The 16285-nt window shown below is 65.2% G+C and carries 20 protein-coding genes; 14 read left to right on the top strand and 6 right to left on the bottom strand.

Going from position 1 to position 16285, the window contains the following annotated elements; all coding sequences use genetic code 11:
• Positions 1–66 precede the first annotated feature (66 nt).
• A complete protein-coding gene (locus HZB49_RS11045; protein ID WP_291611015.1) occupies positions 67–1326 on the top strand; it encodes an adenylate/guanylate cyclase domain-containing protein in 1260 nt (419 codons plus the stop codon).
• A 21-nt stretch (positions 1327–1347) separates the two neighbouring features.
• Here the strand turns inward: HZB49_RS11045 and HZB49_RS11040 are convergent, their stop codons facing one another.
• Positions 1348–2592: an MFS transporter gene (locus tag HZB49_RS11040; RefSeq protein WP_291611013.1), complete on the bottom strand. Its 1245-nt coding sequence runs from the start codon at positions 2590–2592 to the stop codon at positions 1348–1350.
• Positions 2593–2738: 146 nt separating this feature from the next.
• Between HZB49_RS11040 and HZB49_RS11035 the strand changes: the two genes are divergently transcribed.
• A complete protein-coding gene (locus HZB49_RS11035) occupies positions 2739–4121 on the top strand; it encodes an Nramp family divalent metal transporter (protein WP_291611189.1) in 1383 nt (460 codons plus the stop codon).
• 1 nt (position 4122) lies between these two features.
• Here the strand turns inward: HZB49_RS11035 and HZB49_RS11030 are convergent, their stop codons facing one another.
• Both HZB49_RS11030 and HZB49_RS11025 read right to left on the bottom strand, forming a co-directional pair.
• Positions 4123–4899: an arginyltransferase gene (locus HZB49_RS11030; RefSeq protein WP_291611011.1), complete on the bottom strand. Its 777-nt coding sequence runs from the start codon at positions 4897–4899 to the stop codon at positions 4123–4125.
• An 80-nt stretch (positions 4900–4979) separates the two neighbouring features.
• Positions 4980–5528: an RDD family protein gene (locus HZB49_RS11025; RefSeq protein ID WP_291611010.1), complete on the bottom strand. Its 549-nt coding sequence runs from the start codon at positions 5526–5528 to the stop codon at positions 4980–4982.
• A 182-nt stretch (positions 5529–5710) separates the two neighbouring features.
• On the opposite strand from HZB49_RS11025, the gene HZB49_RS11020 reads away from it, so the two are divergent.
• Positions 5711–6346, top strand: a complete 636-nt coding sequence (locus HZB49_RS11020; protein WP_291611008.1) for a DUF6151 family protein — start codon at positions 5711–5713, stop codon at positions 6344–6346.
• Here the strand turns inward: HZB49_RS11020 and hemB are convergent.
• Entirely contained in the window at positions 6343–7404 is a 1062-nt protein-coding gene (gene hemB, locus HZB49_RS11015) for a porphobilinogen synthase (protein WP_291611006.1), read from the bottom strand. The genes HZB49_RS11020 and hemB overlap by 4 nt on opposite strands.
• Positions 7405–7582: 178 nt before the next feature.
• Here hemB and HZB49_RS11010 point away from each other — a divergent pair, with 178 nt between their 5' ends.
• The 5 genes from HZB49_RS11010 to HZB49_RS10990 all read left to right on the top strand — a co-directional run bounded on the left by HZB49_RS11010 (position 7583) and on the right by HZB49_RS10990 (position 10462).
• Positions 7583–8041 (top strand): DUF6163 family protein, encoded by a 459-nt coding sequence (locus HZB49_RS11010; protein ID WP_291611004.1) that lies wholly within the window; start codon positions 7583–7585, stop codon positions 8039–8041.
• Positions 8042–8463: 422 nt separating this feature from the next.
• On the top strand, positions 8464–8979 hold the full coding sequence (locus HZB49_RS11005) for a MarR family winged helix-turn-helix transcriptional regulator (RefSeq protein WP_291611001.1): 516 nt from the start codon (positions 8464–8466) through the stop codon (positions 8977–8979).
• Positions 8980–9174: 195 nt separating this feature from the next.
• On the top strand, positions 9175–9402 hold the full coding sequence (locus HZB49_RS11000) for a hypothetical protein (RefSeq protein ID WP_291610998.1): 228 nt from the start codon (positions 9175–9177) through the stop codon (positions 9400–9402).
• Positions 9403–9436: 34 nt separating this feature from the next.
• Positions 9437–9658 carry a hypothetical protein gene (locus tag HZB49_RS10995; protein ID WP_291611187.1) on the top strand — a complete coding sequence of 74 codons (222 nt, stop codon included), beginning with the start codon at positions 9437–9439 and terminating at the stop codon, positions 9656–9658.
• Between the two features lie 177 nt (positions 9659–9835).
• The gene (locus tag HZB49_RS10990) at positions 9836–10462 is read left to right on the top strand and encodes a glutathione S-transferase (RefSeq protein ID WP_291610997.1); all 627 of its coding nucleotides are present in this window, start codon (positions 9836–9838) and stop codon (positions 10460–10462) included.
• Between the two features lie 4 nt (positions 10463–10466).
• Here the strand turns inward: HZB49_RS10990 and HZB49_RS10985 are convergent, their stop codons facing one another.
• A complete protein-coding gene (locus HZB49_RS10985; RefSeq protein ID WP_291610994.1) occupies positions 10467–10643 on the bottom strand; it encodes a hypothetical protein in 177 nt (58 codons plus the stop codon).
• 361 nt (positions 10644–11004) lie between these two features.
• Between HZB49_RS10985 and glyA the strand changes: the two genes are divergently transcribed.
• From glyA to nusB, 6 genes are all read left to right on the top strand, one after another.
• Positions 11005–12309, top strand: a complete 1305-nt coding sequence (gene glyA / locus HZB49_RS10980; protein ID WP_291610992.1) for a serine hydroxymethyltransferase — start codon at positions 11005–11007, stop codon at positions 12307–12309.
• A 10-nt stretch (positions 12310–12319) separates the two neighbouring features.
• A complete protein-coding gene (gene nrdR, locus HZB49_RS10975) occupies positions 12320–12802 on the top strand; it encodes a transcriptional regulator NrdR (protein ID WP_291610990.1) in 483 nt (160 codons plus the stop codon).
• Positions 12799–13950 carry a bifunctional diaminohydroxyphosphoribosylaminopyrimidine deaminase/5-amino-6-(5-phosphoribosylamino)uracil reductase RibD gene (ribD, locus tag HZB49_RS10970; protein WP_291610987.1) on the top strand — a complete coding sequence of 384 codons (1152 nt, stop codon included), beginning with the start codon at positions 12799–12801 and terminating at the stop codon, positions 13948–13950. The genes nrdR and ribD overlap by 4 nt, the downstream gene beginning before the upstream one ends.
• 112 nt (positions 13951–14062) lie before the next feature.
• A complete protein-coding gene (locus tag HZB49_RS10965; protein ID WP_291610985.1) occupies positions 14063–14686 on the top strand; it encodes a riboflavin synthase in 624 nt (207 codons plus the stop codon).
• Positions 14687–14858: 172 nt separating this feature from the next.
• On the top strand, positions 14859–15350 hold the full coding sequence (ribH, locus tag HZB49_RS10960; protein WP_291610983.1) for a 6,7-dimethyl-8-ribityllumazine synthase: 492 nt from the start codon (positions 14859–14861) through the stop codon (positions 15348–15350).
• A 1-nt stretch (position 15351) separates the two neighbouring features.
• Positions 15352–15849, top strand: a complete 498-nt coding sequence (gene nusB, locus HZB49_RS10955) for a transcription antitermination factor NusB (protein ID WP_291610982.1) — start codon at positions 15352–15354, stop codon at positions 15847–15849.
• Here nusB and HZB49_RS10950 read toward each other — a convergent pair whose 3' ends face one another.
• Complete coding sequence (locus HZB49_RS10950; protein ID WP_291610980.1) at positions 15850–16215, bottom strand: hypothetical protein; 366 nt, start codon at positions 16213–16215, stop codon at positions 15850–15852.
• Positions 16216–16285: the final 70 nt, after the last annotated feature.

The following is a 16285-nucleotide window of genomic DNA, read 5'->3' as shown; positions in this document are numbered from 1 at the left end:
CAAGGTGATTGGGGCATTGCTGGGCCACGCTTTCGTCACGGCTGATTGCGCGGCATAATTGCTCCCATGCAACCCGTTCCACGCCTCCGCCTGGTGAACTGGCTGGTCAGCCAGGGTCTCACCGGCCTGCCCGAAAGCGACCTGGTCCGCGGCTTTTGCGAGCGTTGCTGTGCCGAGGGGATCGCGATTTCGTATGGGCTCGTCGTGATCGATACGCTGCATCCGATTTTCGAGGGCCGCGGCTTCCGCTGGCACGACACCGAGACCAACCAGCCCGACAGTTTCGAATATGGCCCGACCGAGGAGGGCGAAGTGGCGGACGGCTGGCGCCGCTCGATCTTCTACGACATGCTCGAACAGGGCCACGAGCAGCGCGTGATCGACCTGTCCGACACGGCCTCGCGCCGCTATTCGCGGTTCGAGGAGTTCGCCGCCCAGGGTCACAAGCATGTGACCTCCTTCGTGCACCGCTTCGGCGAGGCCGGCACGATGGGCCAGATGGATTGCGTCTACTCCAACTGGACGACGCGTCGGGATGACGGGTTTGGTGAAGAAGGCCTGGCTGCGCTGCGCGATCTCGTGCCGGTGCTCGGGCTCGCCATCAAGTCCGCGGCGCAAGCCGATATCGCGCGAACGCTGGGACGGGTCTATCTCGGACGCGAGACCTCCGAGCAGGTGTTGCGCGGAAAGATGTCGCGCGGCATCACCGAGCGGATCAAGACGGTGCTGTGGTTCTCCGACCTTCGCTCGTCGACATCCATCAGCGCGCAGATGGAGCCGGGCGAGATCATCCCGTTCCTGAACGATTATGCCCAGGCCTCGATCGATGCGATCCACGATGCCGGCGGCGAGGTGCTGAAGCTGATCGGCGACGGCGTGCTCGCCATGTTCACCAACGAAGACATGTCGGTCGCCAAGCGCAACGCATTGCGTGCAGAGCACCGCTTCCGCCACAACATGGACGTGCTGAACGCGCGCCGTTCGGCCGAGGGCAGGCCAACCACGACGGCGCATGTCGGCCTGCACATCGGCGAGGTCTTTTACGGCAACATCGGCAGTGACGACCGCCTCGACTTCACCGTGGTGGGGCCTGCCGTCAACGAAGTCAGCCGCATCGCCTCGATGTGCCGCTCCGTCGACCGCGATCTCCTGACCTCGTCCGCCTTCCGCAACGGCCTGGACGCGACCGGGCGAAACTACCTCGTCTCTACCGGCCGCTTTGCGCTGCGCGGCATCGGCGGCGCACAGGATCTCTACACGCTGGATCCGGACATCCTGACCGACGAGGTCGTCGCCGGGAAATACGCTCGCTATGTGGCGGGGTAATCGAGCTTGATACCGTTAACTTCAACACCGCGCGGGTTCGCCCACCATCTCCGGCTGTCGCGCCAGCGCCACGGCGGGCGAGAGCCAGATCACCAGCGCCTGCGTGGCGAAGATCGCGGCCGTCAAATAAAGGCACATTTCCGCGCCGTAGAGGCCGCCGAAGACGGCGCCGAGCGCGGAGCCGAGCGGGCGGGCGCCATAGCTCATGATGTTGATGGCGGAGACGCGGCCAAGCAGGCTCGGCGGCGTCACCGATTGCCGCAGCGTGGTGGTCGATATCACCCACAGGATCGGGCCGGCGCCGAGCAGGAAGAAGCTGAGGCCGGCGAGCCACGGCGAGGGCACCAGCGTCGTCAGCGCCATGACCGCGGCGGCCATGAAGCCGGTGACAGGCCCGAGGCCGATCACGGTGCCGAAGGCGAGCCAGCGCATCACGCGCGTGGCCAGCAGCGCGCCGACCACCATGCCGAGGCCGTACATCGCGAGCGTGGCGCCGACGCCGGCTGCGCTGAGGCCAAGACGGCGCACGGCGTAGGGCACGAACACCGCCAGCAGCAGGAACGAGGCGGTGTTGAAGATGAACTGGGTGACGAATACCGGTCGCAGCAATGCGTGCCGCATTACGAAGCCGGCGCCTTCGCCGATCTCCTTCAGGGGATGCCGGCGCGGCGTGGGCTGGCGCACCGGTTCATGGATGCCGGAGAGCAGCACCACGGCAACCACGGACAGCGCCGCGGCAAAGCCGAAGGCGGGCGCAGCGCCGGCCCAGCCGACCAGCACGCCGCCGAGCGCGGGACCGGCGGCGAAGGCGACGGTGCGTGCGAGTTCAATCCGGGCATTGGCCGCCGGCAATTGGACGGAGGCGACGAGCGAAGGCACCAGGGCGGGCGCGGCGACGCTGTAGACGACGGTTCCGCACACCGCGGCAAAGCCGAGCAGGGCGAGCAGCGGCAGGTTGAGCGCTCCCAGCCAGATCAGCAGCAGGATGGCAGCAAGCGCGGCCGCGCGCACGGCTTCCGAGCCGGCCATCAGGAAACGCCGCGACATGCGGTCGGCGAGCAGGCCCGCCGGGATCGCAAACAGGATGAAGGGCAGCGTCAGTGCGGTCTGCAGCGCGCCGGTCTGGCCTTCGCCGACACCGAGCAGCAGCACGGCGACGATGGGTGCTGCGGCCAGCGCAATTTGCTCGGCCGATTGCGCGGCAAGGTTGGACCAGGCGAGCCGGTTGAAAGTCGGTGGCAGGTCGATCGCGGGCGAGGGTGACATGGCGCAAATCCGGGTTCTTGGCTTGGGGCATATTTCGCGGCGACGACGCCCGAACCACCCGCTTCCCGACAACTCGATCCTGGGAGCGTCTAGATGCAGTTGCAAATGAGTTGCAATAAAGAGAAGAATGGGCCATCATGCCGGAAATGGACGCAAAGGCCCCCAGTTTGAGCTCAGAAACCCTGCCCGATGCCCTCCACAGCCCCGGAGGTTGGCGCAACGATACCAACAAGCTGAAGAGCTTGGCCGAGGTGAACGCAACGGTCGCCGTGCCTGCTATCGGCGGGCTGTGGTGGCGCCGCCTGCTGGCCTTTGCCGGACCGGGCTATCTCGTCTCCGTCGGCTACATGGACCCCGGCAACTGGGCAACCGACCTCGCGGGCGGCTCCAAGTTCGGCTACACGCTGCTGTCGGTCATCCTGCTGTCGAACCTGATGGCGATCCTGCTGCAGGCACTCGCCGCGCGGCTCGGCATCGTCACCGACCGCGATCTCGCACAGGCCTGCCGCGCCAGCTATTCGCGTCCGGTCAATTTCCTGCTGTGGCTGGCCTGCGAAGCCGCCATCATCGCCTGCGACCTCGCCGAGGTGATTGGCACCGCGATCGCGCTGAAGCTGCTGTTCGGCATTCCCCTGATCGGCGGCGCGTTGATCGCAGCACTGGACGCCTTCCTGCTGCTGCTGCTGATGAACCGCGGCTTCCGCTTCCTCGAAGCGTTCGTGATCGCGCTGCTGATCGTCATCGCCGTCTGCTTTGCGGTCCAGATCGCGGCCGCAGCACCACCGGTCGCGGCGATGCTCAGGGGCTTCGTGCCCTCGAGCGAGATCTTCACCAATTCGGAGATGCTCTACATCGCCATCGGCATCATCGGCGCGACCGTGATGCCGCATAATCTCTATCTGCACTCCTCGATCGTGCAGACCCGCGCCTATGAGCGTACCGACGAGGGCCGTCGCGACGCCATCAAATGGGCGACGACGGACTCGACGATCGCGCTGATGCTGGCGCTGTTCATCAATGCCGCGATCCTGGTGGTTGCGGCTGCCACCTTCCACAAGAGCGGCCACAGCGATGTCGCCGAGATCAGCCAGGCCTTCGAACTGCTGTCACCGCTGCTCGGCCTCGGCATCGCCTCGACTCTGTTCGCCGTGGCGCTGCTCGCCTCCGGCCTCAACTCGACGGTGACGGCGACGCTCGCCGGCCAGATCGTGATGGAGGGTTTCCTCAATCTGAGCCTGCCGAGCTGGGCCCGCCGGCTGCTCACCCGCGGCGTCGCCATCGTGCCGGTCGTCGTCGTCACCGCTTTCTATGGCGAGAGCGGCACGGCGCGGCTGCTGGTGTTCAGCCAGGTCATCCTGTCGATGCAGCTGCCGTTCGCGGTGATCCCGCTGGTGCGCTTCGTCTCCGACCGGCGCAAGATGGGCCAGTTCGTCATTCCAACCGCAGTTGCCGCACTCGCCTGGTTCGTCGCGGGCGTGATCGTAATCTTGAATCTGAAGCTGCTGTTCGATACGTTCTTCGGCGGCTGACCTAGTCCTGCGGCTCGGACAAGACCTCGCCGGTCGCCTCGACGCGCAGCCAGCCGCTCGGCGCGAGCCGCTGTTGCGGCAGGAAGCGGCCCTTGTAGTCCATCTTCTTGGAGCCATCGATCCAGTAGCCGAGATAGACGTATGGCAGCCCGAGCCGGCGGGCGCGGGCGATGTGGTCGAGGATCATGAAGGTGCCGAGCGAGCGGTCGCGCTCCGACGGCTCGAAGAAGGAATAGACCATCGACAGTCCGTCGCTGAGCACGTCGGTCAGCGCAACCGCCACCAGCTCGTCGCCGCGGCCGGTGATGCCGCTGTCCGGACCGCGCCGGCGGTATTCGATGATGCGGGTCTCGACATGGCTGTCCTCCACCATCATCGCGTAATCGAGCACGGTCATATCGGCCATGCCGCCGTGGCGGTGCCGCTTGTCGAGATAGGCGCGGAAGACGGAATACTGCTCCGAGGTCGGTACCGCGCTGCGCTGCTCGCCAATGATGTCGGCATTGCGCGCCATCACCTTGCGGAAGCCGCGCGAGGGACGGAATTCGTTGGCGACCACTCGCACCGAGACGCAGGCGCGGCACTGGTCGCAGGCCGGCCGGTAGGCGATCGACTGGCTGCGGCGGAAGCCGCCATGGGTCAGGAGGTCGTTGAGGTCGGCCGCCTTGTCGCCGACCAGATGCGTGAACACCTTGCGCTCGTGCCGGCCCGGCAAATAGGGACAGGGCGAGGGCGCCGTCAGGTAGAATTGCGGGGTGTCACGCGAATGCTGGGTCACGTTACGTCGTCAGGCCTCCGAAGCAGCCGTGACCAGCATCGCGCCGCGCAGGCCAACCGTCAATCGGATAGGCTACGGGGTCAGTATGTCCGTGCCGGATGCGCCGGCTGGGTGCGCCCGAAGCTGTTGATAACCACGGTTCCGAGCACGATGTCATGCAGCAGGCGGCGGCGGCCGTTGAACAGGCCGACCAGGACCACGAAGGGCGTCAGGAACGAGATCGACACCCAGAACAGCACGGCGTGCGTTGCACCAAGCACGAAATATCCGGGCGCGCCGTACCAGGTGCGCAGCTCGATATCCATCACCCGCATGCCGATCGTGGCCGAACGCGGCCCGCCGATGGTGGCGCCGTAGTAGACGATCGCCCAGACTACCGTCGCCGGCCACGCCAGCCAGAACAGCATCCAGCCTAGGCCGAGCGTCAGGATTCCGAACAGGAGAATGAAGAGATAGCCGAGCACCACGGGGACCGCGATCACGATCAGGTCGATCAGGAACGCCAGGCTCCGCTTGGTCAGCACGCCGCTGAACAGCTCCGGCTGCGTGAGGGGATCGAAGGCATGCGGCTGCACCCCGCCGTCGTTGCGCCAGGCGCCGCCGGTATCACCCGAACCGCCATAGGTCATCGTCAATCCCTCCGTGCATTTCGAGCAGGACATGGGAACCGGCTGTCCGGCTGCAAGGGCCTCCGGGCACATTAACTGGCGGAAATATTCCGGCAAAACCACGGCCGGGCCGCCTCGGCCGCTTGTGAGTCGAACTCATCCCGGCGAACATCCGCCGGAAATAACGGACGGAGAGGGGACAGATGGCGAGGGAAGTGCAGGTTCGCTGCCGCTGCGGGGAGGTCGTGGGTGTCGTCAGCAATGCCTCGCCGCAGAAGGTCAACCGGGTGGTCTGCTATTGCGACGACTGCCAGGCGTTCGCGCACCAGCTCGGCCGCGCCGACCTCCTCAACGCGCAGGGTGGCAGTGACATCGTCCAGGTGGCGCCGGCCTCGCTGACGTTCACCAAGGGGCAGAACCGCATCGCCGGACTGCGCCTGACGCCCAAGGGCCTGTTCCGCTGGCACACGACCTGCTGCAACACGCCGGTCGGCAACACGCTGGGGCCGGCGATCCCCTTCGTCGGCTTGGTGGCCCAGACCTTCGAAGGCGGCACGCGAACCGCAGACAGCGTGTTCGGCGCCCCGCTTGGCGCCATCCTCGGCAAATACGCCATCGGCCCGGCGCCGGCTGGCTCGACCGGCATCAATTTGACGCTGCTGTTGCGCGCCATAACAAAGGTGCTGGGTTGGCGGCTGCGCGGGCGCGCCTGGCCGCATCCGTTCTTCCATCTGAAGACGCGCGAGCCGATCTATCCGCTCACCGTGCTGTCCCAGGAGCAGCGCGAGGCGCTGCGGCCGTTGTGCGGTCCGAAACCGGCAGCGCGGGCGACAGCCTAGCGCTGCGCCTTGATCTTCTCGGCCGCCTGCGCCGCGAAGTAGGTCAGGATGCCGTCGGCACCGGCGCGCTTGAAGCCGAGCAGGGCTTCCATCATCGCGCGATCGCCGTCGATCCAGCCGTTGCGCGCCGCGCCCGCGATCATCGCGTATTCGCCGGACACCTGGTAGACGAAGGTCGGCATCGCAAAGGTGTCCTTCACGCGGCGGACGATGTCGAGATAGGGCATGCCGGGCTTGACCATCACCATGTCGGCGCCCTCGGCGATGTCGAGTTCGACCTCGCGCAGCGCCTCGTCGGAATTTGCGCTGTCCATCTGATAGGTGCGCTTGTCACCGGTCAGCGTCTTGGCCGAGCCGATGGCATCGCGGAACGGGCCGTAGAAGGCCGAGGCATATTTCGCCGCATAGGACATGATCTGCACGTCGATGAAGCCGGAATCGTCCAGCGCCTCGCGGATCGAGCCGACGCGGCCGTCCATCATGTCGGAAGGCGCGATGATGTCGCAGCCGGCCTCGGCCTGGGTCAGCGCCTGCTTGACCAGCACCGCAACCGTCTCGTCGTTGAGGATCCTGCCGTCGGCGATCAGCCCGTCATGGCCGTGGCTGGTGAAGGGATCGAGCGCGACGTCGCAGAGCACGCCGATGTCGGGGAATTCCTTCTTGATCGCGCGCACCGACTGGCAGACGAGGTTGTCGGGATTGAGCGCTTCCGAACCCTGCTCGTCGCGAAGCGACGGCTCGGTATAGGGGAACAGCGCGATGCAGGGGATATCGAGCTTGGCGGCGCGTTCGGCGTCGCGCACCACCTGGTCGACGGTGAGACGGTCGACGCCGGGCATCGAGGCCACCGGCGTGCGGGTGTTGTTGCCGTCGACCACGAACATCGGCCAGATCAGGTCGTCGGTCGTGAGGACATTCTCGCGCACCATCCGCCGTGCCCATTCCGACTTGCGGTTGCGGCGCGGGCGTACCACGAGATCGAGCGAAGGCGCGGAGAGGGCGGCCTGGCGGCGCGGCGCATCGCGCATTTCGATCGGACGGCCGAACTTGATCGCCATGGAACGCTCCTTAACGGCGGGCTGATTGGAATTGGACCAATTCTAGCAGCTTGCCTCGGGGGCGTCACGGCCGCTTGATCCAACGCAACGCCAATTGATTTTAACGATCGGCCGGGCCAAGACTGCCCCCGCGGGGAGGGGATTCCTCCCGAAACGAGCACCACGAGCGCCCAACCCGATGTCCGATACCTCCACGCGCGATCCATCGCGGGACGCCCTGACGGCGGCGGCGCTGTCGTCCGAGCGCATCGAGCCGGACGAGAATGCGTGGACGCGGCGGCTGGTGCTGTTCCTGCGCGTCATGGCGGTGCTCTCGATCCTGAAGGGCCTCTATCACTGGGCGCAGGTGACGGGCTTCGTCGGCGGCGAGGAGGAGGCCTTCGAAAACCAGACCATGGCCTGGCAGACCGCGACGATCTATTTCGCCGTGATCGAACTCGTCGCTGCCGTGGGCCTGTGGCTCGCCACGCCCTGGGGAGCGGTGGTGTGGCTCACCACCGTGGTCTCGATGGCGGTGATCGAACTGATGTTTCCCGGCATCTATGGCGGCAGCCTCCTGGTGGTCGTCATCGATGCGCTGATGCTGGCCGGTTATCTCGTGCTGGCCTGGATGGCCGCGCGCGAGCGCCCGCCGTAGCGCAACCCGGTTGCGAGCGCGCAACCCGGTTGCGGATGCGCAACCTGCCTGCGAACGGAATCTTCACCGCGATTGCAGCGGATTTTCGCGAAATTTGCCGGTAACTTTCCGGTCACCCTAAAGGGTTCCCTCACACCTGTTACGCAGTCGTTTCGAAACTGCGCAAGGCTGTTCTGGAACGCGACAGGCGCGCACGCAAGAGGGCAGACGAAGCGTGAACAGGTGCGTCGCAGCGTGAACGAGAAATTGCGAAAAGCCCTTCTGGCACAGGCTTAATCTGCGATTCACTGTCTTAAATTCATGATCTCTTTATTGTCTTGTTTAAGCTGATCTTCAAACGGCCCCCCTAAGTTGCAGCTATCAGACGGGACAAAAGTTTCGTCGAATAAGTGTCGAAAAAAAACGACAACAGGGGAAGTGTCATGATGAAAGCCGTTGCGACGGCGGTGGAGACCGCTGACCGCGCTGCAGGCCAGTCTGGGGTGCAGCCGCTCTATCTCGAAGCTCTGACTCTGGTGGAGCGGCTGCATCGCCGCCTGCTCGACGTCATCAAGGACGAATTCGACCGCCGCGGCCGCGCCGACATCAACTCGGTGCAGGCTCTGCTGCTCTACAACATCGGCGACAAGGAACTGACCGCCGGTGAGCTGCGCACGCGCGGCTACTATCTCGGCTCCAACGTCTCCTACAATTTGAAGAAGCTCGTCGAGCTCGGCTTCCTCGATCATCAGCGCTCGCGCGTGGATCGCCGCTCGGTCCGCATCCGTCTGACCGCGCAGGGCCAGGAAATCCGCAAGATCGTCGACACGCTCTACCAGAAGCACGTCAAGACCGTGGAACAGGTCGGCGGCATCTCCAGCGAGGAGTTCGCCACGCTGAACAAGTCGCTGCACCGCCTCGAGCGGTTCTGGACCGACCAGATCCTCTATCGGCTCTGAGAATTGACGGCCAAGCCGGCCGCAAAGAAGACCGGCAGCCGTCAAAACCAGGCGATACTTCCCAAAAAGCGCATCGGGACCCGGTTTTTCCGGCCCGGTGCGCTCCTGTGTTTATTGTGTGGAAAATTCCCGGCGTCCCGATTTGGAACCAATTTGTGCGCTCCGCTTTATCCGTCCGAAGCGGAGGACTCGAACATGCTGGTCGAACGCGGTTTGCAGGTGATGAATGTCGAGGCGGTGGGCGAAGCCTACGCCATCGCGTCCAACTATCTGCGCCGGACCGGCGCGATCGCCGACACCATCGCTACCAATGAACGCCTGCTCGGCATCGTCGTGCAGCTGTTCCAGCGCGGCGAGTTCAACAAGATCAGGCTGGCCAACAAGGCGATCGCGAAATTCGAGGCCGAGACGCTGATTGCCTGACGCTGCCATGCCCGATCTCGCAACGGAGCCATCCATGGACGCCGCCATCGACCGCATCATGCAGACCTACGGCCTGCTGGTGAACCAGACCGCTGCCGCCAGCGCCGAGGCGCGCGCGAAGGTGACGGAGTACGTCAAGACCCTGTTCGACGCCGGTGAGAAGGACGAGCACCGGCTCGCCGTGTGCGGCTTGACCTATCTGCGCCAGCTCGACGGCAGCAACGATCCCGTGAAGGCGGGGTATACGGGGCTGTAACCGCATTCGCCGCGACTTGTCATGCCCCGCGAAGGCGGGGCATCCAGTACGCCGCGGCCGCTCTGTCAATCACGACTGCTCTGGAATACTGGATCGCCCGCTTTCGCGGGCGATGACGGCTGTGCTTATGGCTGCTAAGTCTGCGGTAATGACAACAATGACCGGGGAAGAAACGCCATGCTCACGCTCCATCATCTTAATGATTCCCGCTCGCAGCGAATCCTGTGGCTGCTGGAAGAGCTCGGCACGCCCTATGAGATGAAGCGCTATCAGCGCGATGCCCAGACGCGGCTGGCGCCGCCGGAGTTGAAGGCGGTGCATCCGCTCGGCAAGTCGCCCGTCATCGTCGATGGCGACATTCGTATCGCGGAGTCAGGGGCCATTGTCGATTACGTTATCCGCCGCTACGGCAAGGGCGCGATGATGCCGGCGCCGGGAAGTGCCGAGTATGAGGCCTATAACGAGTGGCTGCACTATTCCGAGGGTTCGGCGATGCTGCCGCTGATGCTGAACCTCTACGTGTCGCGGCTGAAGGAGGCGGGCGCGCCGCTGCATCCGCGCATCGAGAGCGAGATCGCCAACCATCTCGGCTATATCGAGGGGGCGCTGGGCAGCCGCGAATTCTTCGTCGGCCCGTCGTTGAGCGGCGCCGATATCCAGATGAGTTTCGTTGCGGAAGTCGCGGGGTCGTTCGGCATGCTGGCGGCGTATCCGAACTTTGCGGCCTGGCTGGCGCGGATGCACGCACGGCCGGCGTTCAAGCGCTCGGTGGAGATTGGCGGGGCGTATCGGCTTGCGGGTTAGGCGGCTACGGCCGCTGCCAGTCGGTCAACTCGTATGAACGCTCGTCGAGGTGCTCGACCAAAAGCTTGCGATAATGGGCGGCCATTTCGCGGTAATGCTGCCGGGAAATGGGATCGGTCGCGCTTTGCGCGCGTTGCTCGAACATCTCGGCCTTCTGCCGGAATACCGCCGCTTCTGACATTGGCTAGCTCCTCTAGCGCTCTTTCTGTCACCTAAGCTTTAGTCTTGCGAGCGGAACGGATGGCCGCTTCACGATCGGGTGACAGCGGGACCGGCTGCAGCCGGGAAGCGAATCGCTGCATTTTACCCCGTCCGGGCCCGGGACCGGGGCCGGGCGACTACGGTAGGTGCAGCGCGGTATTGGCCTTCAGGTCGGTTCCCGACCCTCCAATCCCCACCATATGTTGCACAAGTATCAGGCGCTTACCGCAATCGCTTGGCCATCCCGGCCCGATATGGTATGGCGCAGACGCTTCTTTCGACCGCCAAACCAGAACCGCCCGCAGTGTCTAACTGGCTGCGGCGGTGGAGATATTTCGCCGATGAGCTCTTCCCGCGCCAGGATTGCCTCCGCACCCGACACCTTCTTCACCGCCACCCTCCGCGACGCCGATCCGGAGATCGCCGCCGCCATCAAGGGCGAGCTCGGCCGGCAACGTCATGAGATCGAGCTGATCGCCTCGGAAAACATCGTCAGCCGCGCCGTGCTGGAAGCGCAGGGCTCGGTGATGACCAACAAATACGCCGAAGGCTATCCGGGCGCGCGTTACTATGGCGGTTGCGAGTGGGTCGACGTCGCCGAGACGCTGGCGATCGAGCGGGCGAAGAAGCTGTTCGGCGCCGGCTTTGCCAACGTTCAACCCAACTCCGGCAGCCAGATGAACCAGGCGGTGTTCCTGGCGCTGCTGCAGCCCGGCGACACCTTCATGGGTCTCGACCTCGCCGCCGGCGGCCATCTCACCCATGGCTCGCCCGTCAACATGTCCGGCAAATGGTTCAAGGCCTCGCACTACACGGTGCGGCGCGAGGACCAGATCATCGACATGGATGCGGTGGCGAAGCAGGCGGAGGAGATTCGTCCGAAGCTGATCATCGCCGGAGGCTCGGCCTATTCGCGTCCGTGGGACTTCAGGCGTTTCCGCGAGATCGCCGATTCGATCGGCGCCTATCTCATGGTCGACATGGCGCATTTCGCCGGTCTCGTTGCCGGTGGCGTGCATGCTTCCCCGGTGCCGCACGCGCATGTCACGACCACCACGACCCACAAGTCGCTGCGCGGCCCGCGCGGCGGCCTGATCCTGTGGAACGATGAGTCGCTGACGAAGAAGCTCAATTCGGCGATCTTCCCGGGCCTGCAGGGCGGGCCGCTGATGCATGTCATTGCCGCCAAGGCGGTGGCGTTTGCCGAGGCGCTGCGTCCAGACTTCAAGATCTACGCGAAGAACGTCGTCGAGAACGCGAAGGCACTTGCAGAATCGCTGCGCTCCCATGGCCTCGACATCGTCTCCGGCGGTACCGACAATCACCTGATGCTTGTGGACCTGCGGCCCAAGGGGCTGAAGGGCAACGTGTCGGAGAAGGCGCTGGTGCGCGCCGCCATCACCTGCAACAAGAATGGCATTCCCTATGATCCGGAAACGCCGTTCGTCACCTCGGGCCTGCGCCTGGGCACGCCGGCGGCGACCACGCGCGGGTTCGGCATCGCCGAGTTCCAGCAGGTCGGCGGCATGATCGCGGAAGTGCTCAACGCGCTGGCGCAGTCACCTGACGGCAAGGCGCCGCTGGTGGAGGCTGCGATGAAGGACCGCGTGCGCGCCCTGACCGACCGCTTCCCGATCTACCAGTAAGGCTCTCTCGATGCGCTGCCCGAGCTGCAACAGTCTCGATACGCAGGTGAAGGACTCCCGGCCGACGGAAGATTCGGCCGTGATCCGCCGGCGGCGCGTCTGCATGGCCTGCAATTTCCGCTTCACCACCTTCGAGCGGGTGCAGCTGCGCGAGCTCACGGTGATCAAGCGCAACGGCAGGCGGGTGCCGTTCGACCGCGACAAGCTGGTGCGCTCGCTGCAGATTTCGCTGCGCAAGCGCCCGGTCGAGCCGGAGCGGCTGGAGAAGATGGTCTCCACCATCGTGCGCGAGCTGGAAAGCGGCGGCGAGTCGGAGGTTTCCTCGGAGGCGATCGGCGAGATCGTGATGGAGCATCTTCGCGAGCTCGACGACGTCGCCTATGTCCGCTTCGCCTCGGTCTACCGCAATTTCCGCGAGGCGAAGGATTTCGAGAACCTGCTCGGCGAACTCACCGGCGACGAGGACAACCGGCTCGCCACGATACGCAAATGATCTTCCGTATCCTGGAAGACCAGTACGCGCAGAAGATCCGGGATTCCAGGGCGGCGGACCAGCGTTACATGCGCCTGGCGCTGGCGCTCGGCCGGCGCGGGCAGGGGCGCACCTGGCCCAATCCGGCCGTGGGCGCCGTCGTCGTGAAAGATGGCGTCATTGTCGGGCGTGGCTGGACGCAACCGGGCGGCCGGCCGCATGCCGAGCCCGAGGCGCTGCGGCGCGCCGGCGGGGCGGCACGCGGCGCGACGCTCTATGTGGCGCTCGAACCCTGCTCGCATTTCGGCAAGTCGCCGCCTTGCGTGGATGCCGTGATCGCCTCGGGCATTTCCCGTGTGGTGTCGGCGATCGAGGATCCCAATCCGGAAGTGGCGGGGCAGGGGCACGCGAAATTGCGCGCCGCGGGAGTTGCCGTCGATGTCGGGCAATGTGCTGCGGAAGCCGCGCACGACCATGCCGGGCATTTCCGCCGCATCCGCGACAGGCGCCCGCATGTGATCCTGAAGCTTGCGGTATCCGCCGACGACAGGATCGGCGCCGCCGGCCGCAAACCACTCGCCGTCACCGGCGATGCCGCCAAGACGCAGGTGCATCTGTTGCGCGCCCGTAGCGATGCCATCCTGGTCGGGATCGGCACGGTGCTTTCCGACGATCCGCTGCTCACCTGCCGGCTGCCGGGCATGGAAGCGCGCTCGCCGGTGCGGGTGGTGCTGGACCGTGCCTTGCGCATCCCCGGCGACAGCCGTCTCGTGCATTCGGCGCGCACGACGCCACTCTGGGTGGTGACATCGGAAACGGCGGAAGCGGCCGCGGCGATGAAGCTCGGTGCGGCGGGGGCGCAGGTGATCCGCGTGCCCACCGATCTGGCGAAGCCGGGGCTCGACTTGAGCGCCGTTCTGCGCGCGCTTTCGGAGAAGGGCATCTCGCGGCTGATGGTGGAGGGCGGCTCGCGCGTGGCGTCGTCCTTTGTCGCGGAGGGCCTTGCCGATGAAGTCTGGCTGTTGCGCGGCCCGGCCACAGTGGGAGCAGACGGCGTCGCTGCGCTGGACGCAATGCCGCTTTCCGCTATCACGCAGTCGCCGGGCTTCAAAGTCCGTGCTAGCGAGGCTTTGGGGAACGACACTCTTACGATTTACGAGCGCGCATAGCCCAACTCGTCATGCCCGGGCTTGACCCGGGCATCCACGTCTTGGCCGCAATGTGAAGGAAGACGTGGATGGCCGGGACGAGCCCGGCCATGACAAACCGGAAGGAATTGTTGTGTTCACGGGTATTGTCACCGATGTCGGCGAGATCACCAGCCTGAAGCCGGTGGCGCAGGGCCAGTTGCACCGCCTGCGCATCGCCTGCCGCTATGACCAGAAGACCATTGCCGACGGCGCTTCGATTGCCTGCAACGGCGTCTGCCTCACGGTGGTGGCTTCCGGCACCGAGGGCGGCAAGGACTCTGCTCGGAATACCTGGTTCGATGTCGATGCCGCCGCCGAAACGCTGTCGATGACGACGGCGAAGCATTGGACCGCGGGCACGAAACTCAATCTCGAGCGCGCGCTGAAGATCGGCGACGAACTCGGCGGCCATATCGTGGCGGGACATGCCGATGGCATCGCCACCATCGAGAAGCGTGACGATCTCCCCGACATGGCCCGCATCACCTTGCGTACCACGCGGGAGCTGGCGCGCTTCATCGCCATCAAGGGATCGGTGACGCTGGACGGCGTCTCCCTGACGGTGAATACGGTCGACGACGTCGTCTTCTCCGTGCTGATCATTCCACATACGTTGAGCGTGACCACGCTGAACGGCTGGCGTGCCGGAAGCGAGGTCAATATCGAGGTCGATTTGATGGCCCGCTATGCGGGGCGGCTGTCGGAAATGAAATAGCTCGGGCCTTGGCAGCGCGGCCTCTCGCGCCTACAACGCCCGCCAAACCCTCATGGTGAGGAGGCGCTTGCGCCGTCTCGAACCGGGAGGCCCGGAAATCTCCTCATCCTTCGAGACGCGGCCAAGCGGCCGCTCCTCAGGATGACGGCACCGATCGAAACGGAAGACCAGAATGGCAGACGCGCGGCGCGCACCCCTGAAGGACCAGACCGACATTGCGGGCGCTCGGGCACTGATCGTCGAGGCGCGGTTCTACGACGACATCCAGGACGCGATGCTGGAAGGCGCGATTGCGGAACTGAAGCGGGCCGGCGTGTCGCACGACATCCTCACGGTGACCGGTTCGCTGGAAATTCCCGCTGTTATCGCGATCGCGCTCGACGCCGCCGAGAAGAACGGCAAGCCGTATGATGCGGCGATTGCGCTCGGCTGCGTCATCCGCGGCGACACCATCCATTTCGAGATCGTCTCGATGGAATCCTCGCGCGCCCTGATGGATATGGCGGTGGCGCGGCAATTGCCGCTCGGCAACGGCATCATCACCGTCAATACCGAGGAGCAGGCTTGGGCGCGGGCGCGCGTCAGCGAGCTCAACAAGGGCGGCGATGCCGCGCGCGCGGCGCTGGCGGTGCTGCGCATCAAGCGACGCCTGGCGAAGGGCTGACATGGCCGAAGGCAAGAACAAGCCTGCAAAGACCCCGGAGAAGAAAGCCAACCGGCGCGGCGCCGCGCGGCTGGCGGCCGTACAGGCGCTCTACCAGATGGACATCGGCGGCACCGGGATCAACGACGTCCTTGCCGAGTTCGAGAGCCACTGGATCGGCAACGAGGTCGAGGGCGAAAAATACCTGCCGGCGGAGGCGGCCTTCTTCCGCGACGTGGTCTCCGGCGTCGTCCGGGACCAGGCCAAGCTCGATCCGCTGATCGACGATGCCTTGCAGAAGGGCTGGCCGCTGAAGCGGATCGACGCGATCCTGCGGGCGGTGCTGCGCGCCGGCTCCTACGAGCTGGAGCATCGCAGGGACGTGCCCGGCCGCGTCGTGGTGTCCGAATATGTCGACGTCGCCCATGCCTTCGTCGAAAAGGACGAGACCGGCATGGTCAACGCCGTGCTCGACCAGATCGCGCGCCAGTTCCGCGCCGACGAGTTCGCGGGACGCTGATCAATTCTGCCGGGCGCGCCGTAGCATGGCAGCCGCGATCGGGAGAATGAGGGTGAGCAGGTAGTACAGGTAGACGTCCAGCTTGTAATATCCGTCCGGCGGATTCAAAACCTTCACGAGGAAGAAGTAATCGCAGATGATCGCGATGACGGTCCAGATGACGCCGATCAGGATGGCCTCGCCGACCGCGGCGACGCGGACCCGCTTCCACAGCACGAGGCAGGTCAGCGCGATGCCGAACGGCGTCACGTACCAGCCGATATGGGCCGGAGGGACGAATGGGTAGAAGCAGAACCCCAGGAAATATCCTGCAAGCCAGAGCAGGAACCCCCAGCCGAGGCCGTCGCGGACGATGAGACTGCGCATGCCGATCACCTTGGTTTCGCCGTCACGCCTGTCTATTGGCCGGCAAACGCGGTCCGTCAAGGCATCGCTT

Origin of the sequence: Bradyrhizobium sp. (genome assembly GCF_016219575.1) — a bacterium.
Lineage (GTDB): Bacteria > Pseudomonadota > Alphaproteobacteria > Rhizobiales > Xanthobacteraceae > Bradyrhizobium.
This window is presented reverse-complemented; position numbering and strand designations above follow the sequence as displayed.